Annotated in this window: 22 protein-coding genes; 19 read left to right on the forward strand and 3 right to left on the reverse strand. The window is 36.4% G+C overall.

The window, feature by feature from the left end; all coding sequences use genetic code 11:
- The first annotated feature begins 224 nt into the window (after positions 1-224).
- The 18 genes from IGJ02_RS01670 to IGJ02_RS01755 all read left to right on the forward strand — a co-directional run bounded on the left by IGJ02_RS01670 (position 225) and on the right by IGJ02_RS01755 (position 17,945).
- Positions 225-914: a DNA-binding response regulator gene (locus IGJ02_RS01670; protein ID WP_430603000.1), complete on the forward strand. Its 690-nt coding sequence runs from the start codon at positions 225-227 to the stop codon at positions 912-914.
- Between the two features lie 86 nt (positions 915-1,000).
- Complete coding sequence (locus IGJ02_RS01675) at positions 1,001-1,291, forward strand: hypothetical protein (RefSeq protein ID WP_010761785.1); 291 nt, start codon at positions 1,001-1,003, stop codon at positions 1,289-1,291.
- Positions 1,292-1,460: 169 nt separating this feature from the next.
- Positions 1,461-2,186: a WxL domain-containing protein gene (locus IGJ02_RS01680; protein WP_010761784.1), complete on the forward strand. Its 726-nt coding sequence runs from the start codon at positions 1,461-1,463 to the stop codon at positions 2,184-2,186.
- A gap of 29 nt (positions 2,187-2,215) precedes the next feature.
- On the forward strand, positions 2,216-2,884 hold the full coding sequence (locus IGJ02_RS01685) for a WxL domain-containing protein (protein WP_010761783.1): 669 nt from the start codon (positions 2,216-2,218) through the stop codon (positions 2,882-2,884).
- A 41-nt stretch (positions 2,885-2,925) separates the two neighbouring features.
- Positions 2,926-3,642, forward strand: a complete 717-nt coding sequence (locus IGJ02_RS01690; protein WP_430603002.1) for a WxL domain-containing protein — start codon at positions 2,926-2,928, stop codon at positions 3,640-3,642.
- Positions 3,643-3,752: 110 nt separating this feature from the next.
- A complete protein-coding gene (locus IGJ02_RS01695) occupies positions 3,753-4,838 on the forward strand; it encodes a DUF916 and DUF3324 domain-containing protein (RefSeq protein WP_430603004.1) in 1,086 nt (361 codons plus the stop codon).
- Between the two features lie 174 nt (positions 4,839-5,012).
- Entirely contained in the window at positions 5,013-7,637 is a 2,625-nt protein-coding gene (locus IGJ02_RS01700; RefSeq protein WP_430603006.1) for a lectin-like domain-containing protein, read from the forward strand.
- A gap of 106 nt (positions 7,638-7,743) precedes the next feature.
- Positions 7,744-10,302 carry a hypothetical protein gene (locus IGJ02_RS01705; protein ID WP_430603008.1) on the forward strand — a complete coding sequence of 853 codons (2,559 nt, stop codon included), beginning with the start codon at positions 7,744-7,746 and terminating at the stop codon, positions 10,300-10,302.
- Positions 10,303-10,321: 19 nt separating this feature from the next.
- Entirely contained in the window at positions 10,322-10,687 is a 366-nt protein-coding gene (locus IGJ02_RS01710) for an LPXTG cell wall anchor domain-containing protein (RefSeq protein WP_430603010.1), read from the forward strand.
- Positions 10,680-11,471, forward strand: coding sequence for a WxL domain-containing protein (locus IGJ02_RS01715; RefSeq protein ID WP_430603012.1), 792 nt, complete (start codon positions 10,680-10,682; stop codon positions 11,469-11,471). The genes IGJ02_RS01710 and IGJ02_RS01715 overlap by 8 nt, the downstream gene beginning before the upstream one ends.
- A 29-nt stretch (positions 11,472-11,500) precedes the next feature.
- Positions 11,501-12,250, forward strand: coding sequence for a WxL domain-containing protein (locus IGJ02_RS01720; protein ID WP_010761776.1), 750 nt, complete (start codon positions 11,501-11,503; stop codon positions 12,248-12,250).
- A gap of 74 nt (positions 12,251-12,324) precedes the next feature.
- Complete coding sequence (locus IGJ02_RS01725; protein ID WP_010761775.1) at positions 12,325-13,386, forward strand: DUF916 and DUF3324 domain-containing protein; 1,062 nt, start codon at positions 12,325-12,327, stop codon at positions 13,384-13,386.
- Between the two features lie 14 nt (positions 13,387-13,400).
- Positions 13,401-14,066, forward strand: coding sequence for a YccF domain-containing protein (locus IGJ02_RS01730; protein ID WP_430603013.1), 666 nt, complete (start codon positions 13,401-13,403; stop codon positions 14,064-14,066).
- A gap of 197 nt (positions 14,067-14,263) precedes the next feature.
- Positions 14,264-14,788 (forward strand): signal peptidase I, encoded by a 525-nt coding sequence (gene lepB, locus IGJ02_RS01735; protein ID WP_430603015.1) that lies wholly within the window; start codon positions 14,264-14,266, stop codon positions 14,786-14,788.
- A gap of 36 nt (positions 14,789-14,824) precedes the next feature.
- Positions 14,825-15,547 (forward strand): hypothetical protein, encoded by a 723-nt coding sequence (locus tag IGJ02_RS01740; RefSeq protein WP_430603017.1) that lies wholly within the window; start codon positions 14,825-14,827, stop codon positions 15,545-15,547.
- 74 nt (positions 15,548-15,621) lie between these two features.
- Positions 15,622-16,188, forward strand: coding sequence for a YdeI/OmpD-associated family protein (locus IGJ02_RS01745; protein WP_430603019.1), 567 nt, complete (start codon positions 15,622-15,624; stop codon positions 16,186-16,188).
- Positions 16,189-16,292: 104 nt separating this feature from the next.
- On the forward strand, positions 16,293-16,871 hold the full coding sequence (locus IGJ02_RS01750; protein WP_430603020.1) for a histidine phosphatase family protein: 579 nt from the start codon (positions 16,293-16,295) through the stop codon (positions 16,869-16,871).
- 327 nt (positions 16,872-17,198) lie between these two features.
- Positions 17,199-17,945: a helix-turn-helix domain-containing protein gene (locus IGJ02_RS01755; RefSeq protein ID WP_430603021.1), complete on the forward strand. Its 747-nt coding sequence runs from the start codon at positions 17,199-17,201 to the stop codon at positions 17,943-17,945.
- Between the two features lie 68 nt (positions 17,946-18,013).
- Here IGJ02_RS01755 and IGJ02_RS01760 read toward each other — a convergent pair whose 3' ends face one another.
- Positions 18,014-19,012, reverse strand: coding sequence for a linear amide C-N hydrolase (locus IGJ02_RS01760; protein WP_430603023.1), 999 nt, complete (start codon positions 19,010-19,012; stop codon positions 18,014-18,016).
- 238 nt (positions 19,013-19,250) lie between these two features.
- Here IGJ02_RS01760 and IGJ02_RS01765 point away from each other — a divergent pair, with 238 nt between their 5' ends.
- Positions 19,251-20,117, forward strand: a complete 867-nt coding sequence (locus tag IGJ02_RS01765) for a hypothetical protein (protein WP_430603024.1) — start codon at positions 19,251-19,253, stop codon at positions 20,115-20,117.
- A gap of 104 nt (positions 20,118-20,221) precedes the next feature.
- Here IGJ02_RS01765 and IGJ02_RS01770 read toward each other — a convergent pair whose 3' ends face one another.
- Together IGJ02_RS01770 and IGJ02_RS01775 are read right to left on the reverse strand one after the other, a co-directional pair.
- Positions 20,222-21,223: an LLM class flavin-dependent oxidoreductase gene (locus IGJ02_RS01770; protein ID WP_430603026.1), complete on the reverse strand. Its 1,002-nt coding sequence runs from the start codon at positions 21,221-21,223 to the stop codon at positions 20,222-20,224.
- A gap of 233 nt (positions 21,224-21,456) precedes the next feature.
- Positions 21,457-22,176 carry an SDR family NAD(P)-dependent oxidoreductase gene (locus IGJ02_RS01775; protein WP_010761762.1) on the reverse strand — a complete coding sequence of 240 codons (720 nt, stop codon included), beginning with the start codon at positions 22,174-22,176 and terminating at the stop codon, positions 21,457-21,459.
- Between the last annotated feature and the right edge of the window lie 5 nt (positions 22,177-22,181).

Genomic DNA, 22,181 nt, shown 5'->3' on the forward strand with positions numbered 1-22,181 from the left:
CTTTTAAAATCTTGAAACTATCATAACACGGATAGTTTCTAAGCGTATATTATTAGCATTTATTTAAAAAATATAATGATATTTCAATAACTTCTCAGGGGACAAACGATATTGGAAACAAAATAAAACGAAATAATATAATATTATTTTTAAGAGTTATGTATAAAAACGATATTATATTAAATAAAAAACATAATACATAGAAAAAGGAGCAGAAGATATAGATGTGTAACATAGGAATGCTTTCTTTAGGAACTAATGCAGAAAATAGAATCGACATAGAGGAAATCAAACAAAGACATAAAATTATTGAAGTAACAGAAGAGTTAGAGTTAGTAGAAACGTTACAAGCAATCATTATTTTAGAAGGAAATATCAGCAATTTAAGTATGATCTGTGAATTGATTTCTAAGATAAAAAAAAGATCAACTTGTTATATCTGGATCATGACAGCTACAGAAAAATCAGTTGGTAAGTTGGTGTATTTACAATTAGGTGCAGATGAAGTTTTTGATTTAAGCAGAGAACCAAAAGAAATTAACTTTATTATGGAAAACTCTTTACTAAGAATCAATCAACCACAAGCTAAAGCGAACCTTGTAACAGAAAATTATCATGAAGAGGAGCTACTTAAGCTGATTCCAACGAATGTTAGTGTGATGATGGAAGGAAACAAAGAAATTGTCTTAACTAAATTAGAATTTCAACTGTTGGAATTATTATGTAGAAATCAAGGCCTTGCAGTTAGCTATGAAACAATTTACCAAAAATTATGGAAAACAGATACAGCAGAAAACAAGCAGTATAGAATCGCAAATGTTGTCTATCACTTGAGAAGAAAAATTGAAAAAAATGTTAAAAAACCAATTTTTATAAAAACAGTGCGTTCTAGAGGATATATGCTGAATATTTAATTGAATGAACTAGGTACAATTTTGATAGTCAATGACACAATAGCAAAAAAATGTTGGCCTTCGGGCTAAGAAGGTGAAAATAGCGAATGAAAAATAAATTACTAATCGTAATCGGGATGATTATGTTGGCAAGTGTAGGAACACCATATTTTGCATCTGAGGCAGATAGTGAGATAGGAATTTTCTTTACTGAAAAAGATTCATTGCCAAAAGAAGAGAACATACTTGAACAACCAGAGAAAGTTAGAGTGGAGTACAACAACCGAGTATTACCTAAAACGGGGGAAGACAATAGAAATAGGTGGTCATTTATAGGCAGCGTTATTTTATGTGGACTCATTGTAAGTAGAAAAAGTAAGCTAAAGCTTAAAAAATAGTTAGAGCGATGAAAAAAGCTGTGGAAGGAGTACTAGAAATGAGAACTAAAAAAATCACATCGACTGATCAAGCGCTGATTTCTCTGTTCTTACCAATTTGATAAAGGGATTGTAAGAATTTAGAAATTAGTAAGAAACAGAAAAAATTAACAGAACGAGGAGAATAGAAATGAGTAAAATGAGTTTGAAACAAGGGATAATGGCAGGGATGTTAGCGGTATCGCTGTTGGCGGCAAACAGTACAGGACTTGCAGCGGAAACAACGACTGGAAATGATAAAGATGGAACAAAAGCGACTTCTCATGGGCATATCAACTTAAAGCCTAATGAAGGGAAAGAGTCACCAGAAGTACTTGTTCCAGAAGAAGAAAAAAACGAAGCACCCGATACTGAAACACCTTCAACAGGCAACAAAGGTCCACTGACAATCGATGCGATTTCAGCGCTAGAATTTGGTTCATTTGAACTATCTGGAACAACTGAAGTTTATTCAGTAACGAATCAGGTTGACGGAATCAAAACGAAAAAAGTACAAGTAACAGACCGTCGTGGTACGGGAGCTGGTTGGGACTTACAAGTGAAATCTTCAGAATTCGCAGATAAAACGGATGATAAGAAAATTTTAAAAGGGGCAACATTATCGTTTCCACAAGGACGTATGGACAAAACAGAAGGAAATACATCTGCAGAGCCATTGGTCTCTGAAATTACGTTGCTGACAGGAAATGCTCAAGCTGATTCATTTATGAAAGCTGAAGCAGGTGCTGGTTTAGGGTCATGGATGAATGTAATGGATTCAAGCGAAGTCAAAATTACAGTGCCTGCAGGGAATTTAGCGGGTGATTATTCAGCTACTCTAGAATGGTCATTGATCAGCGTACCAACAGCAGAATAAATATATATTAAAATAAAGGAGATTTTTTTATGAAATTCGTTAAAATAACAACCGTTGTAACACTATCAGCAATCGCTTTAATGGGGGCGGCGCAAGTGACTTTTGCAGAAGACGCACCAGCAAAAAATCCAACGTCAAAAGGAATTGTCACATTGACTACTGGAGATGCTAATGCTGTAACACCTCCAATCGACAAGGACACGCCAAAAGAAGATATAACGAACCAACCTGGACCGTTATCAATTGATGTTGCGCCAAACTTTGATTTTGGTACAGATAAAATTGGGGTAGGAACAACGGAATATCCAATTAAAAATACAAATAATCCTTATGTACAAGTAACTGATTCTCGTGGAACAGGTGCCGGTTGGGATTTAAAAGCTAAAATCACAGAATTTGAAACAGCCGATAAAAGCAACAAGTTAACTGGTGCAACACTTACTTTAGCGTCTAAAGAGCTTCAAACAACGAACCCTCAAGGTGTAGCATTCAGAGCACCAGTTGGTTATGTTGACGGAGTTACCTTAAATGATTCACCTCAAAGCTTGCTTTTTGCTGCTGAGGGAAATGGTTTGGGAACTTGGGCTAACTATTTCGATAAAGGAACATCTAAATTAACAATTCCTGGTGGTAACTTTATTGGTGAGTATTCAGCAACGCTTGAATGGTCATTAACTACGACACCTAAAGCTGAATAAACAAGAAACTAAAGTAAAATGTTTTCAGTTGGAGGAGTAGAATGAAAAAAATAAGTGTATTGAATCTGACAGCTTTATTATTTTTACTGCTTACTTTCACTCTCCACAAGGTAGAAGTAGACGCCAGTCAGGTAAACTCCAAAGATAATCACATCGAATTCACAGAGAATACGAGCATTAAACCGCCACTCGACCCTCTTGATCCTAACAACCCGACACCACCGATGCCAATAGATCCATTAGATCCAACAAATAAAGGTACGGGAAATGTAGGGGCGTTAACAATCGATTATGTTCCAAGTATTAAATTTGGTAAACAACAATTAGCCAATGGGGATAAACATTATTTTGCTCAGAACAAAGATCCTTTTGTTCAGGTCACTGATTTACGAGGCGCAGGGACTGGCTGGAATTTAACAGCACAAGTTTCTAAGTTTATGAATAGCGATGGCACAAAGGAATTAAAAGGCGCAGTTTTATCTTTTAAAGATGGTGTTATCAAGACACGTTCAGGCAATGTGTCATCTGCTCCAGAGGGGTATGATCTAGTCTTTGATAGTCAGGATACATATACTTTGATGCAGGCTGGAGAAGGTAGCGGTAAAGGATCATGGTTAGATGTTTTTTCAGGGGAAGCGGATGATAATGAAAAAATACAATTGCTTGTCCTTGAAGGATCGGCAGAAACCAATATTCGCTATACAGCAACAATTAACTGGGCACTGTCAGATATACCAAAACCAGTAAATAATGAGTAAGTGAGCCAAACATATAGTGTAGTGCAGCTGCTATATTTATCTCAATAGTTAGGTGAGTGGAGAAATCCACTCACCTTGTTAATAAAAAGCGATGGAAGGATAACAAAGTAATGCAAAGAAAATTAAAAGCCGCACTGTTTACGTTAAGTATCATAGTGGCATTATTGTTATTGCCGCAAGTAGTAGCAGCAAAAGAAGAATCTGGAGAAGCTAATTTTTCAGCAAGAGCAGAGATTCCAGAGAATCAAGTAGATAAAAATCAAACGTATTTTGATTTAAGGATGCAACCAGGAATGGAGCAAGATTTAACATTAGTACTGACCAATCCAACAAAAGAAAAAGTCAGTGTGACAGTTGAGCCAAATGTTGCGACGACCAACCAAAATGGTGAAATGGACTTTACCAAGCGTCCCAAAAAACAAGACAACACATTGCAGTATCCATTTACTGAGCTAATCTCCGACAAACAAGTCGTTGAACTAGCTTCAAATGAAACAAAAAATGTTACGTTCAAACTAAAAATGCCGAAAGAAAAAATAGAGGGAATGATATTAGGTGGTTTTTACCTCTATAAAAATATCGGTGAAGAAGAAGAAAAAGCAGAAGCAAACGTTCAAATAAAAAATCGGTACTCATATGTAATCGGAACAAAACTAACAATTGATGATCAGAAAGTAAAACCCGATGTTGCATTAAATGAAATCAAACCAGATTTATTGAACTATCGAACAGTTGTGACTGCCAATCTTCAAAACATCAAACCAACAATGATCGGTAAATTTAAAGTAGCAGCAAAAATCTACCAAAAAGATAAAACAGAAGTGCTGCATGAAACAACAAAAGAAAATATGACCATGGCACCCAATTCAAACTTCGATTTTCCAATTAGTTGGAATAATCAACGCTTAGAACCAGGAACATATCGATTGAAACTTCAGGCAAGTTCGAATGACGAAAACTGGGAGTTTGACAAAGAATTCACCATTGAAAAAACAGATAGTGATCGATTGAATAAAGAGGCCGTTGAATTAGAAGAACAACCAATGAATTGGTATTTAGTGATTGGCGTAGGTGTAGTCATAATTGTATGTCTGATCGGTTGTGTAATGATTTACAAGAAGAACAAAAAGAAAAAAGAGAAACTAAAAAGAAAAAAGGGACCAAAAAAAAGAAAGAAAAAAATCGTTAAAAAGTAATTACAGTGTGCGAAAAACGTTAATAATCTGTTTTAAGAAATCTACAAGTCTTAGTGAACCCGTTAAGCCAACCATAAAGAAAAATGAGTAAACAATCTTGGGAAAAGGGTCGCATAACTTTGAACGTAGAAATTACGGGAAGACGCAATATGAGAATAGGAGGTTTCCCACTAAATGAAGCAAATAAAAAAAAGGCGATATTTGCTATTGATTGGTATTATAGCAGTATTTACTTTCGTTTACATAAATACACAATCAGGTATCAGCGCTAATGAAAAAGAAGTTGTTAAGAAAACAAATACTGCTCCAATTGCTGATAAAACAAGTTTATTGAGGGCAAATACTGGAATAGATAACCCACCAGAACATGTATTCTTAGACGGGATTTTCCAATTACCAGCTATTTCAGATAGTACGTTGATCGGAAATGTTGTTCAAGTAACAGACAATAAAATTAATCAAGAAGGAGCTATTTGGTCAACGTCAAATAATCTATTGGATTTAACAAAGGACTTTGAGCTCGAAGCTTATCTTTATTTTGGGAATAAAAAGAAAGACAATGGGGACGGTATGACCTTTGCTATGCACAACGATCCCGAAAGATTAACGACTAAAAGAGGGATAATGGGGGAGCATCTAGGTGTTTATGGAAAGTATGATCCAAAAACAAAGAAACATGCAGTCGGGGCGTTAGAAAATAGCTTTGCTGTTGAATTTGACACTTACTACAATGAGAAAGGGATGGATGCTTATTTATCTTATTTTAGCTATTTTGATAGAGCGCACATCGCCTATGCTTTTCCTGGTAGAGAAGATTCATATGGTGAACGCTATACATGGCAATCATCATTAAACCATCAGTCAACACAAGTTTATAATTCGTTAGCCAATGATCAATGGAATAAATTTACTGTTTTTTGGGATAGTAAAAAACAAACTTTGACCTATCAGTATGGTAGTTCGCCTCAAGTAGCTGTCCCTATTGATCCTCAAGTGATTTTTGGCACGAATGACGTTATTTGGGGATTCACTGGTTCAACAGGTGGCTCGACACAGTATAGCCGCGTTGTATTTACGAAAGTTCCAGGTCTAGTTAATGCGAAGTCAACTATTACAGCGGTTGATAGTACGGGAAATCCTATAGAGGGAAAATCACTTAAAGCTAGACAAAAGGTGACGTATACTGCAGAAGTCACGTATGAATCTGGGAAACAAGATTGGTTTGATGTATCAGGAGTAGCGAACCTGAATGAATTTGTGGATTATGTTCCTGGTTCACTGAAATTAGATGGTATCCCTATTGATGATACATCCTTTATCGAGAGCAAGCGAATCGCTTTAGGCGATCTGTCTTTAACATCGACTACCAGAAAAATATCGTTTGAAGCACAAACGAAAGAATTGACGGCGACTCAAAATGTTTCAGATACGATCAGTTTTGCTGGAAAAAACTATATGTCAAATCCAGAGACATTTAATTACCAAATCACCGCAAGTACTGTTAAGGATAGTCTGGCGATAGATCCAATCGCGCCTCTCAATAAAAGTACTGATATTACGGGGAATTGGTCACTTAAAAACCTCCGAAAATTGAAGTCACTGATCTATCAAGTAGATGATGGAGCAACCATTCTTTTACCAAAAGAAACCTATGCAACAAATGATGAGGAATTTAACCCTTGGAAGCTGCAATTATCGCAAGAGTTGATTGATTCCTTAGATGTAACCAAAGAACATGTCTTAACCGTGACGGGTATTCCAGAACAACCATTGTCCGGGCAACCAGAAATTCAAGCTACAGCAAAATTTGCTGTAAAACCGCAACAAGTAACATTAGACACTGCAATTACAGATAAAGCGACTTCGATCGAAGGCATTGGAGTTCCTGGATTAACTATCCAGTTAAGAGATGAACAAGACAAACTTATTAAAGAAACGACCGTAGATCCTGAAGGGAAGTTTGTTTTAAGTCCACTGGTACGAATGAAAGAAGGCACAAAGGTAAACTTAATTCAAAAAAGCCAATTTGCTATTAGTGAACCTTTGGAAGCCACTGTTGAGCATTTAGAACTAGCACCTAAATTAGTCGTTGAAGGTGATGGTGAAACAACAACCATTTTAAATGGGGCAGATTTTACGATCAAAACGCAAGTTTCTGGTGAAGAAGCCGATGATTTAATGTTGAAATATGCGATTAATGGTGCTGTGAATGACTCAATGACTGAAATCATCGCAAATCCTACAATCAATGAAGTTCATACAAGGACTGCAACATTAAAAGCAGAAACGTTACCTATTGGGGAGTACAGTCTGACCGTTGTAGCTGAGTGGAAGACAAGTGGAATGAAATCTACTGTTGGAAAAATCAATTTATTGGTAGTAGCGGGAACGATGACCTTCAGTAAAGTACCAGAAGAAGTCAGCTTTGAACAAGGAGCTATTACAAATCAACCACAAACGTTGGCTAGAAAAGCTGGTTGGGATATTCAAATAGAAGACTTCCGAGGGAAAGGAAGTAAAACAACGCTTTACGCTAAATTGACAGGCGATTTTAAAACGAAAGAAAACCACATTATTACCAATTCGTTGATTTATGTGAACCAAAACAATCAAGCCACACCAATCCCTGTAGATAGTAGCGTTAAAGTATTTGAACGAGAAACAACAGAGACATTTGCAAATGTAGCTGTAGATTGGCAAGCGAATCAAGGCATACTTTTTGACTTGAAACCTGGAAATTATAGCGGAACTTATCAAGGGGAGATAGAGTGGACGTTATTAGATATTCCGAAAGAGTGAGCGACTGCCTATTAAACAGCTGTTTGTTTTTATTAGAGCAAGTTTAAAGTAATGTTGTTCAAATAGAAACTCAAAAATATTATTTGAGTTGGAAGGGGGAAAGTGAATGAAAAGAAGGTTGGGAATAGTAGGTTGTTTATTATCGATAGCGATAATTATGAGCGTGTGGCAGAACCCCAATTTGATCAAAGCTAATACAATTGCAGAAGAGCCCTTATCTAAGGGGGATTCAGAAACAAAAAGAAAACTCCCTGAACTGAGGTCAGCAGAAGGTTATGTTGAAAATCCTGAACTGGAAGGTTGGACAAAGATAAAAGGGAAAAGCCCGACAGGAAGCTTAGTAATATCTAATGAGACAAGTTTAGAATACAAGTTTCAACAATACATGGCAGTTGAACCAAATCAAATTGCTAATAAATATGCTTTTTTTCCTAATGTCTATTTACTAGACAAAGGAAAAACAGTTGGTGCATTACACGGGTTTCAATCCTATCCTTTAGGAACCTTCCCTGTAGGCTTAGTGTTTGGACATGAAAACTCACTTAGAAACGACGATAAAATAAATGGAGAAAATATCTTAAACCCTAAATATTATGCAAAGTATAGCCCGAATCAAACGATAGAAGCGTTAATGTTTAAAGGAGAATCTTTAACAGATCCTTACAATAAATCAGCAAATTATAACAAATCAAAGTTTGATATTACGATCATCATGACACCGTCGAACAAAGCGATAAAAATAGATACCTTTGTTAAAAATAATTCTGATCCCAATCTCGTTCAAGACAGTTGGTATGATGAGACGATTTTATATACGATGATGGATACATCCCTAGTCAATGATACAGTGCCTGTTCGTTTTTTAGGGGGAAATCGAGGGTTATATATTGAAAATCCAAGCTCCACGGATAAATCCATTATCTATCGTTTAAATTATAATTTTAACGTTTCTAATCCAGTTAGCAACTGGAAGGCTGGTAAGTATAAGATGCCATGGGGATTGGATGGACATCCTGTTTTTAACCCAATTCATGGTGGTTTTCCAACATATGATGCCCCAGGTGCAGAACTTCTAAATGGAGAAGCCGGGAAAGATGCCTTTGATGCCTATCCTAATAACAAACCTGAACCAATTGATACGGCAATCTTCATGAAATCTGCTAGACAAGCCTTCCCAGTTGGTTCAGTTATGGGGTATTCCTACAGTGTAGGGATTGATAAAAAAGATGAAAATGCACCTATTACGAATGATAAGCTGTTTTTAAAAGTAGATAAAAACGCCGATACTTATTCAGGTGAAGGAAAAGGATATACGCTATCAGGAACATTTAATGATGAAACTATGTTTTTAGAAGATATATCGTATTCTATCGGTAGCCCATTTAATATGAAACCAGTCTTAAGTTGGATTCATAATACCAATCCTGGGACGGATATGCCATTTAACTTTCTTGTAAATAAAGATGAATTAAAACAAGGGCAGAATGCTATTTTTCTTAAAGCCAAGAATATAAATGGTGTGGAGTCTGAGTTGGTTGCAATGATACTAAATGTTACTATGCCTAATCCACCGAACATTTCTGCAAATCTGGCTATAGACAAAGCGGAAATCTTAGAAGGGGGAAAAGTAACATTTACTTCGACCATTCAAAATACAGCAGTGGCACCATCACCTTGGGACAATGTGATGTATGAAACAACCAACGCTTTTCCAGCAAATATCGATGTTGATTTGAAAACAGTCAAATTGAATGGTGTATCAGTACCTGCATCTGATGTTACATTTGGCGCAGATCGAAAACTGCAAGTGAAACTGGGGAATGTCGAACCGAAGACCGAATTAAAACTGACCTACGATGTTCTATCCACCATTGCTAACCCAATATTGACTAGCTCTTTTGACGTGAGTCAGGCATTTAAAGTCAGCGGAACGGCATCAAATGGTGAAATAGTAGAAAGTACATCTGGGGAATTAAAGACATTCACAGTCAAACCAAGAGCAGCTAAATTGACGATACTACATTTAGAAGAAGAAACGACCCCTGAAAATGAACTTTACAAAGAAGAGCCTAAAGAAGGCTTGATAGGAGAGAAAGTTGTGATAACTTCTCATCCAACCGAAGACTATATTTTAAGTAAAGTGCTGATTGATGGTCAAGAAAAAACGCCCTTACCAGAAGCTGATTTTGAAGTGATATACGGAGAGGTCAAAGAAGTCAAATTTTATTATAAAGGTGTTTTAAGACTTAATTCAGTTCCCGAAATCATGGACTTTGGGCAACACGAAGCAACGTTTAGAAAAGTTCGTGTAAACCAACCGGATTTAGCGGGTCAGAAATTAGCCATAACAGATACCCGCCAAAGCAAAAAAGAATGGACACTAAAAGCCGTTTTGATACAAGAATTCACTAATGTAGATGATCCAAATTCCCAAATGACAGGAATTCTACGTTACAACACAGGAGCACAAGACAGCGAAACTATTTTTGAATTAAACAAAGTAGAAGAACTGATGCGACATACAAATGACTCTAAGAGTGAATTTGTTGTGAGTGATACTTGGAGTGAAGCTGGTTTTGGGTTCAAAATGGAAGTACCAAACGGCGGAGGGAAAATCGGAAAGTATCAGGCTCGTATCGAATACCAATTGGGCGATACGCCATGATGATGAAGGAGAATAGCCAATGAAAAATAGAAAAGGAATTTGTCTTTTCATCACCTCTATTCTATTCAGTATGATGCTGTTCATTCTTCCGATGAAAAGTCTTGGAAGTGAAGGTGCCGTTCAGACTAAGGGGGAAGTAACGTTAATTAATGGAACGACTGAAACAAGTGGAAGTCCTACCTCAACAACAAAAGACGCATCACTACCCAATACCAAAGGACAGAGTCAAAAACCAATCGGGCGATTGCCTTCTACAGGTGAGTTGGTACAGAAAAGTTTAACCATTAGTGGAATACTAATATTGTTGATTTTTTTGACGGCTTATTTTTTAAGAAAGAAAAATAAGCAAAGTGAACGCAAGAAAGGAAGGATGGATGATGAATAAAAAATCAATACTTATTCTGACCTTCCTAATGTTTACTATAGCGACGAGACCAGTTATTAGTCAGGCTACAGATCATTCTGGCGGTGCCATTTTTGAAATTGAAAAGTCTAGGTCCGATAGCTCTCAGATCCAAGATCCAGAAGATAATAAAGTAATCGTAAATCCAGGAGAGATTCCTCGGACTGAAGGCGATTTAAGAATCGACTTTGTCCCTTACTTAAACTTTAGTACGGTCGAAATGACAGACGATATAAGTGTGTTACCTGTTAATGCACAATTGTTTCACGATAGTGACAAGGTTCGCGGCAATTTTATTCAAGTAACCGATCAACGAGAAAAACCTAGCGGTTGGACGATTCAATTAAGACAAGAAACACAATTTAAACAACTGATGAAACACGGTGCCCAATTAAAAGGTACGACCATTTCATTTGATCATACGTGGACGAATTCTGCCACGAACAGTCAATACTCACCAGAAGTATCAAAAGAAGTGATTCAAATGAATCATGTCGGTGAGACCTATACAATAGCGACTGCAAAAGCTGAACGGGGCATGGGAACTTGGAGTATCATTTTTGGTGCGTCAAAAGAAAATACAAATAAGCAACAACCAACCATATTTCCCCGCATCAACAATACTGGCAACATAATCGAAGATCCAGTATTCAAGAAACCTAGCTATGTAAATAATGCAGTCAATTTAACCATTCCCAAAACTTCTGAAAACGAAGCGGGAACATACTCAACGGTGTTAACTTGGATAATAGCCGAGTTGCCATAAATACAAACAAATCTTAGGAGGAAATACAAATGAAATTCACACACAAATTATGCGGAACAATTTTACTAGCAGCGTTAACAACAGCGGCAGCAACAGGGACAGTGGTAGCAGCTGAACCAGACAGTACAATGGACGGAAATGTTGGTAAAGTTGAGTTTACAGATGCAACGTATGAGGAAGAAACGGATAATCCAGTACCTGATACAGAGGAAAAAGATCCTGAAAAACAACCAAACGGGAAATTCTTGATTCGTAAAGTGACACCATTAGATTTTGGTAAAGCAGAAGCAAGTGCGACCAAAGAAATTACGTCATTTGCCAAAACATATGTACCTGCTGGAAATCCTAAAGCAGAATCTGCTAACTATATTCGTTTTAAAGATGATCGCCAAGTAGATGATCACACATACCAATTAACAGCTAAAGTAACAAAGCAATTTGAATTCAAAGACGGCGAAACACTAAGAAAATTAGACAATGCAACGATCACTTATGGTCACCAACGTCTACTTGATGCTGCTGAAAATGGTATCCAAAATCCAGGAGAATCTGGATTGCACCACGATGCAGTAGTGAAATTCGGCGAGTCTACACCAATTTTCACTAATACTGGGGCAAAAGGTCGAGGAGACTACTTTATCGCTTTCGGTAAATTAGGTGACGAGGCTAAACCAGGTAACCAAGCAGTCAAATTAACGGTTCCATCTGGTACAGATGTCCGTACAGGAACGTATCAAGCAACCGTTACTTGGACACTTTCAGAAACACCATTAAAATAAAAAGGTAACGCAAACGAAAGTAAGCTCACCGATTAAAAAAATCGGTGAGTTTTTTTAGAAAGGTTGATTTGTAGATGAAAAAAAGAAACGCATTTTTATTAATCTGTTTATTTTACATAGTTAGTATGATTGTGACAACAGAGAAAACATATGCTACCGAAGCAATCGCCACGCCCTATACTTACACAGTAGTCAAACCAGAAAATCAAGAAGGAGACGTTGGGTATTTTAACTTAAGAATGACACCAGGGAAAAAACAAAAAATTCAAATAGAATTGAAAAATGATGTAGATAAAGAAGTCACTGTTGGTGTCGAAATCAGCCAAGCAAAAACAAATTCAAATGGTGTGATTGAATTTGGCCCAAGCCCAATTAAAGACGATTCCTCACTGAAATTTGACTTGAAAAAAATGGTGACAGGGCCTGAGAAAGTTGTCCTTCCACCGAATCAAAAAGAGGTATTAGAATTAACCATCGATATGCCTGCAACAAGTTATGACGGTATTTTAACTGGTGGGATTCACTTGAAAGTGATCCCGACCAAAGAAGAAGAAGAGGAAAAAAAGAAACAAAAAGGGGTTATCAATGAGTATGCTTATCTGATTGGTTTAGTGTTAAAAGAAACAGATACACCAATCGAACCAGAATTAGAACTGAATAACGTTTATCCAGGATTATCTAACTATCGTAATGCTATATTTATTAACTATTCAAATATACAGCCAGATTTTGTCAATGATATGGATGTAGAAGCCCAAGTGATGAAAGAGGATTCCAGTGAAATTTTGTATGAAACCAAGAAAATCAAAATGAGGATGGCTCCTAATTCGATGATTGATTTTCCTATTCTAATGAATTCTGAAAAAATGGAACCCGGTGTTTACAATGCTCATGTCCTTGTAAGCAATCAAGAAAAAAAATGGGAATGGACGAAAAAATTTAAAATCACAAAAGAAGAAGCCGATAAATATAACGCGCAAGATGTGACCTTGATTCAAGAAAGAGGGATCGATTGGGGATTGATCGGTTTGATTGTTTCTGGAATTATAGCTGTTTTTGTCATCATTTTCTTCATTGTTCGAGTAATCAACAACAGTAAGAAAAAGAAAAGAAAGAAAAGTAAAAAAAATAGCTGAGGAGGCATGACCAAATGAGTGTATTGGATTGGCTGTTTATTGGGCTATTATCGAGTGGTTTCGTATCCATCCTTGTACTTCTGTTTGTAAGTACGCGCTTGTTCTCTATTAAGCGAACGTTAAACATGTTGAACCGAAAACGACCAAAAACGAAACAAAAAAGACGTTGGCTAAAAAAGAAAAAATATCGACTTCAAAAACAAAATCGCTTTTTTCTCAGATGGCTGTTGTTGCTTGCGATTTTTGGGATCGTAACTATTTGCGGAGCATTGTATGCACGTTACTATCAATCAACGAATTTAACGGCAGAAGATTCCAATATGATTGTGCAAAGTTATTTTGTCACGGAAGAGGTAAATACAAATTTAAAAGATATCGAAAGGGGTGGCAGCATCGATAAAATCCAACCGAAGTTAAGAGATGTCAGTTCCTTACTAGTGAGTTATGGAAATCTAAATCTAGCGCAAGGGATGTCAGAGGAAGGCACGTCGTTATTGATTCGTTATAAAGCCATGATGAAAGAACTCGGGACGAATATTTATGCCTTAAGTAGTGAGGATTTAGCCAACGCGCAACTGGTTTCTGATTATCAAAAAGATCTAGAAAAGCTAACACAAAGTCGTAAGAAAGTTTTTGACTATTTTAAAATCAACGAATTAGCTTTAAAACAAAAAAAGTAAACGAGTTGAGGTGAAATGTAGTGAATAAAAAAAAGACAATTCCCTCTACAAAGAAGCGGCCGAAGAAACGCAAACGGTCGACGACCGCTTCAATACATAAGCGTTCCACTAAAAAAAACATAAGGAAAGTCAAGCGTCCAAGACAATCTCAGCAAAAAAGAAAAAAGCGAAAGACTAGGAAAAGAGTGAAACGATTTTTGATAGAGCTAGGTATTACGACCGTTATTACTTTACTTCTAATTAGCTTTTTTCGAATAGTCGTGTTCACCGTTCCTAGGGTCAATGGCTACAGTATGACAATGACGTTAAATGAAGGGGATCGGCTTGTTGTAAATAAGTTAGCCTCTATAAAGAGGTATGATCTGATTTATTTTATTCATCCATTTACCAAAGAAAAAGTAATTCAACGTGTGATCGGATTACAAGGAGAGTCATTATACTATCAAAATGATCAATTATTTATCAATGGAGAAATGAAAAATGAGCGCTTTTTAGCAACCTCGATTACCCAAGCGGCGAAAGAAAATCACATGTACACTAATGACTTTACACTGTTGGAAAAGACAGGAGAATCTATGGTGCCAAAAGATAGTTATTTTGTGATAGTAGACAATCGAATGTATGAAACAGATAGTCGAAAATTTGGTTTCATACAAGTAAACGATGTTATCGGGGTCGTAAAATTGAAATGGTTCCCACTACATCAAATGCAAAAATTTTAAATAGCTAAGTAAAATATGAAAAGAGGTACATCTTTTATGAATAGAAAAACGCGTGTGATAACGCTGATCATCGTATGTTTACTCCCCATATTGATCATTTCTGGATGTGAGAAAGAGAACGGTTTTCCTAAAGAATCGCAAGACTTGCTGTGGCAATCAAAGAGAACCAAACCATTCGGTGTTTTCGAATATAGTGATCTCTCTAAAGCAGCAGCTGAAACCATTTTAAAAGAAAAGTTTGCTGTATCGCTATCTACTTTGACTGAAAAAACTGAAGCCATCTTAGATGAAGAATTATTGACAGCTACAGGAGAAAAAGGCACCGTAACTTATACAATCGATGCGAAAGAAAACAAGTTACAGGTACGCGGATTTTATCCTTATGAGCAAGGGGATACCATGCAGGCATTCGCTTATATTGATTCTGAGTACCACTATCTTCCAGAAAAAAAACAAGCTAATTTAATTGACCAAACAATCACACTTTCAAATTATGGAGAATCATCGGCATTTCAAAGCGAAAATGTAGAGCCATTATTAAAAAAACTAGGGGAACTAGTTCAAGTGGAGAATTTAACGATTGCGCTCACACAGCTGAAAGAGCATGAGAAAGAGGTCAAATCAAAAGAATTAGAAGTCTCAGACAATGGAGAGGATGCGTACAAGAAAAAAAATATTCGTTCTTCTTTGTATGTGGGAATCGACGAACAATCAGAAATCAAAGAAATATATGCTCGTTTAACAGATTACAGAGAGTAGTTTGGCTAAATAGTTATTTTTCCCTTCAGATTCCTGTATAATACTCTAATCATAGTAAAAGAGGAGTTTATCAGATGGAAATAGATAATCTACTACCCATAACGACCCGACAAGAATTACGTAACTGGTTAGAAGCAAACAGCACAACCAAAAAATACTGCTGGATCATCGTTAGCATCAAACCAGAACCCAATAAAATCCAATACCTAGATGCGGTAGAAGAAGCCCTTTGTTTCGGTTGGATCGATGGTATCAAAAAGAAAGTCTCTGATACACAAACTGCTCAACGACTTTCACCAAGAGCGAAAAAAAGTCCATGGACAGAGCTAAACAAAGAACGCGTCCGTCGTCTGGAAAGATTAGGCTTAATGACCGATCAAGGTAGAAACGTTTTACCTGATATGACAGAAGAGTCTTTTGAAATTGACGAAATCATAGCAGAGAAACTAAAAGCAGACATGGAAATTTATGAAACATTCTTGACCTTCCCAGAATTATATCGGCGTATCCGTATCGACACGATCCAAAATTATAAGCATCAGCCAGAGTTATTTGAGAAGCGACTAGATAAATTTCTGAAAAATACAAAGGCTGCAAAAATGTATGGTGCTTGGCATGATGAAGGCCGATTACTTGAATAAAGAGCAAAAAAAGCTGAATCGACAATGTTCAGCTTTTTTTGCTTGCCTTGGAGTTCACTTCATGGTTTATGATAAACACAATGAATAGAAAAGAGGGCAAGATTATGACCAAAACATTATATCTGATGAGGCATGGGGAAACATTATTTAATCAACAGAAAAAAATCCAAGGCTGGTGTGATTCACCCCTTACAGAAAAAGGCATCAGACAAGCGCAAATCGCTGGAGGTTATTTCAAGGACCGCGACATTATTTTTGATAGCGCATACTCTTCTACCTCTGAACGAGCAAGTGATACCTTAGAGCAAGTAACGGATAAGCCATATAAAAGGGTAAAAGGATTGAAAGAATGGAATTTTGGCCGTTTTGAATCAGAGAGTGAGTCTCTGAATCCGCCATTACCATATGGCAACTTTTTTGCTGGATATGGTGGAGAAGAAGAGTTTCAATTTAGACAGCGCATATCTGAAACCTTGATGGACATCATGAAAGAAGCAGGAGCGACTGTTTTAGCTGTTTCACATGGGGCATCTTGTCGGCAATTTATGCGAAACTGGGCGCATACCAGTGAAGTCGATCAAAAAGATAGATTAGGAAATTGTTGTATTTTAAAATTTGAATTTGGGCATGATACATTTACATTAATAGACATCATCAATCACGATTTTTCAAGTTTGGAATAAAAGATGGCAAGTGTATTCCAAGAGGAGCGAATTTTTCTCTCATGGCTTGATCAACTAGATAGCTGACACAAAAATAAATGTGCAAGTCTTTTATAGATAAATACGTTCAAAACCTTCGTAGATTCTACAAGTTTTTGAGCGTGTTTTTTATTTTAATAAGACAATAATCCGCTAGAATTTTGCTATAATGTTTAAGTGCTGATCCCTGGAAATACCGACAAATCAATATGATACGAATTGTATCATACAAAAATCTAGAAATGATACGAAAAGTGGCTACCTTTTATTGTAAGTTATCAAGATAATAAAAAAGAAAGAGGTGATACCATGAACATTGGCGATAAAATCAAAGAGCAACGCTTAAAAAAAGAACTGACACAAGAACAGTTAAGTGAATTATTAAATGTTTCTCGTTCCACTGTTTCTAGCTGGGAAGTAGGCAGGAATTATCCGGATTTAGAAACAATTGTAGCAATCAGTGACTTGTTCGGTATCTCTCTTGATAACTTATTACGGGAGGATACGGAAATGACAAAAGATTTATCAAAAAAAATGAAATGGAACAAGTATTACAAACGGATACTATTAGGGATTGGCGTACTGGCTTTGATCTATGTCGGCTTTAATACCAAACTGAGAATGGATGAAAAGCATTATTTAAAGAATCTAGCTACCTATTCATGGAAGCAAGATGATTATCGATACTCAGGGAGTTATGCTATAGAAGAGGATGGCGTTTTGTATGCAACCTATATTATGGAAACAGGTTTCAATCCTATTCCCCTAAAAGAACATACTCCATGGGTCATAGCTCGCAAAGACAAATTAGTGGTTGAAGTCAAAGAGAATGATAAACGATATGTAGTGATTTCAAAAGCCAATGATCCAAAAGTAAAATACGATGCAACAGTCGAAGTAGATGAGTCTAGTAATTTAATAAAAAGCGATCCGAGTTGGTCAGATGAAAAAGAACAGTCTTTGAACGTTTATTTGAAAAAATACCAAAAAGAATATATAGAACTATTGAAACAAACGCTTAATAAAAGACAAGAAATCGTTGGCCAAAGAATATAAGCAGAAACTTAAAGAGAGCAACAACCTATTAAAAAATGGTTGTTGCTCTCTTTAGCTTGTTTAACGGATTATTTTTTACAATTTCGATACAATATATCTTCCGAATCACCACTAGACCAGATTTTACCAGAAGTCGCATCAAAATCTTCATTTTCTAATTGGATACATCGGATACGCTGATTATTGTATGTCTTATAATAATAATTCAACGAACTGTTTACCATGACAGAAGTATATTGAGTATAATCATAAGCTTGTGTTGTTTTTACAACACCTTTAGGGATATCGACATTAGCAAGCACATGAAACATAGACGTAACACCGTCTAACTCCGTTTGAACATCTTGTAAGCAAGCTTTCAAGAAGGCTGCTCTGACAAATCTTGATGGTGGAGTGAAATCACCTGGAAGACCAAAAGCACCAGCACCCTCACCAAAAGGTTTCATCACCATATCCTTTAAATGAACTTCTGTTTTCTGTTCAGGTTGAAGCCCAATATAATTTCTTAAATTCGTTGTGTGCCACTTGTAATCAGGGCTATTTGTCATAACACCGATCGTATTTTCATGAATGTGTAATGTTTGTTCTGTATATTCAATGACAATGCTTTTCCCAGTTTTATCCGTGATGACCCAATGAAGCGGTAGGACGATTCCTAAGAAATCTAGCGCTGTATTTTCAACCTGCGCATTTTCCATTGTACGTGTTACTTCTTCAATAGTTGAACAAGTAGAAAGTAAAAATGGGGCAACATCATGCGGTGCTAAAGTATATTTTTTAGAAGTATCTTGACTATTATAGCCAGCATAACCTGAAAAGTAGAGGGCTGCGCAGGAAAGTCCTTTTTCATTTAAGCCATCGGCAAAAACAAAGTGTCCGTCATCTACTTGCCGCGCCATTCCTACAAAGGCATAATCATTTTTACGATCATCATTTTCGTCATTAACAAATGCAAATTTATTCCGTGGAATAAACGTTGGTTCGGCCTCCAGAACAACTGCAAAATCCATTGTTCTTGCCAGTAAAACATGTTGGTCTTTCGTTGTCATTGTAATACTTGTACACATCGATTATCGCTCCCTCTTTTTTATAAAATAAAAGCCATATCTAAAAAATAATATTATAGAATAATTTAAGTTAAAGTGAACTTTCTAAAAGTTTAACGTAGTTTAAAATTATAATCAAATAAATTGTATAAAGATTTCGATAGGAGAAGTTTTGGATAAATGTATTAGTATCGACTTTTTTGTTATAATACTATGATTGATTTATATTTTATTCGATTATCGAATTGAGGGGGATTTTGTGGAGGAAGAACGTTTTACTAAAAGAGTTCCTTTAAGAGGGCTTGTTCATTTGAGTAGTCTGAGTTACCTTGCTGTATTACTTTTTATGGTGATCAATCAGCGAGGTTTTATTGAAAACATCATTCGAAAATCTTTTCGAATCACAGTCAGTAATGTATTGACTTTTTTTTCATCTGAAGATTGGCAAACAGCTTTTTCAGTCAAGCTCAATCAGGTAGTAACTAATTTGACTATACTCGTTATTATCCAGAGCATTATTGTGTTTGTTGGATTAGCACTGATTGGGTATTTTTTATGGCAATTAAGAAAAAATGATCAGTGGCATTTGAGCGAAAAACTAGTAGTGGTCGGTTATTTATTTTTAGTGATTGCTCTTTTAACGTTATTAACTAAAATGGCAATGGAAACGTATCAAACATATACGGTGATTGAGGGACGTATCCATCGATTGAGTTCAGAGGAACTCAATCGCTTTCATCAAAAACTTTCAGATATTTTTCAGCATTCTACGTTTACTTTAGATCAGATGATTCCAAGTGTAATATCATTGGTAGAGCAATTGAAAGCACTGATTCAAACAACCAGAAACATCGCAGAAATTCCTGATTTGGTACAACAAACTTGGGAGCAGTTGCTTGTCTTGAAAAATTGGCTAGTTGGATTGAGTAGTACCGCCATTGTAATTATTTTAGGAGGTCACATGGTTGAAGGGCTTCGTCTCTTTAAAAATAGTCAATGGGCAGAATCGAAATTGCAGCGGACAAAAAAGAGCCGTCAAATAGAAGTGAACGAACGATTGGTAGAAGTTCTTGAACAGCAACAACAGTTGATTGAGCTCTTGTCGAAAGGTCAAAGTAAAGAGTGATCAAAAAAAAGACTATAAACAGCTTGTTCGCCGTTTATAGTCTTTTTTAATGTGGCAATTGTAGCCGCAAATAACACATGCATTTTTCTTTTTAACAAGAAAAACTATAACGCCTCTACTGCTTCTTTCAACACCCTAAACGAATTTTTTTGTTTATCAAAATCATATAGATAACTAGCAGCCATGATTTCGTCTACTTGGAAGTGTTGTTGAAAGAGTTGTAATTGTGGTTTTAAGGATTCTTTATTTCCAAGTAAAGTCAAACCGAATAGTGAATCTACATATTGTTTTTCCATCGGACTCCATAAACCATCCATAGAAGCTACTGGAGATTTTAAAGGTTGGATTTGATTTCTAATGGAGTAAAGATACATCTGTTGCATTGTTGTTAATTCATGTTGCGCCTCTTCATCTGTTTCAGCTGCAATGACATTTAGAGCCATTATAATGTAAGGTTTATCGAGATAATCAGATGGTTGGAATTCATTCCTATATGTAGCAAGTGCAGCACTTATGTTATTATTTGGGAAATGTCCGGCAAATGAATAGGGTAAACCTAGTTTTGCTGCTAATTTTGCTGAGCTAGTAGATGAACCTAAAATGTAGAGAGGAACATTGGTACCAACAGCTGGATAAGCTTTTATTTCTCCTTGTTTTTCTTCTGGGCCGAAATAACGTAATAATTCAGTAATGTCATCTTGAAAAGTATCGACACCATTCAAAAGTGCTCTTCGTAAAGCGTTCCCTGTATGTGGGTCAGCGCCAGGGGCACGTCCTAAACCTAGATCTACACGGTTTGGGTGAATCGTTTCTAATGTACCGAATTGTTCTGCTACGACTAACGGGAAGTGATTTGGCAGCATCACACCGCCAGAGCCGACGCGAATTGTTGTTGTATGTTCTAACGTGTGATTGATCAGCATCGAGGTTGCTGAACTGATTGTACCATTGATATTATGATGTTCTGCAATCCAATATCGTTTATAACCTAAGTGTTCTGTATAGCGTGCTAAATCAACCATATCTTCGATAGCTTCCTGATTTGATTGACCTTCGCGGACTGAAACAAGATTTAAAACGGAGAGAGCTAATTTTTTCATTGTCATTGATTATATGCTTCTTTCTTATGTAGTATTTTAATAGCAAAGAGGTTAGGGAAGAAGTGTCGAACTCCGAGAACGCAGTAGGTACTGTGCAACATCAACGCATACTTCGTTATGTTTTTAAGCAATAAAAAGGAGTTGCTTCTGATTCCACCGTTTATTCAGATTGCTTGATGCTGAGATATGACTCGCAGAGTTATGTCCCAGCATCTTTTGATAATAGAATTGTGTAAATATTAAGATTTTTTGATCCGAACATCAAAGTTTTCTCTAAGTGCATCTTCTTTAAAAATTTCTTCCGCTACGTCTTTAGCAGTGATTCGCATTTCTTTCGTTAATTCAAAGCTGCCAGGTAAATCTTCCCGTTTTGCCTCTTTTTTCTCATCTGTGATAACTGGTGGATTGTCTAATGGAAAGTAGCCCACAAAAATATCTTTTTCTTTTAGTTCTTGACTCAAATGGGTCATCAACATTTTCAACGCTGCTTGAGCTGTCCCCATGATACCAGTGTATGGATAAGCAATACGGTCAGATTGACCGCTAGAAATCAAAACAGAACCGTGACTTTCTTCCAAATAAGGTAGTACATGCTGCACAGAACTTAGGACAGACGTTACTCTTAATTGTAAAAATAAAGAGAATAAGGATTCTGGTGCATCCAGCATCGGCATATAAGACTTACCTAATGGACCTGGCACATTATAGAAATACGTAGTTAAACTACCAAGTTGTTGAACTAATCGGTCGATTGCTCTATTTAACTCTTCTGTATTACTTGCGTCTGCTGGTTCGTAATAGACTGTGATTCCTTCTTGCTCTAATTCATCTTTTAATTCGACTAAAACAGGTTCTAAAATATTGATCAGCCCAACTTTATAGCCTTCATTACCATATTTTTTTGCCGTTTCATAGCCAACTCCTGGACCTGCACCTACGATAATAATTGATTTACTCATAAAAA

The sequence above is a fragment of the Enterococcus sp. DIV0724b genome (genome assembly GCF_050531475.1).
Classification (GTDB): Bacteria; Bacillota; Bacilli; order Lactobacillales; family Enterococcaceae; genus Enterococcus_L; species Enterococcus_L haemoperoxidus.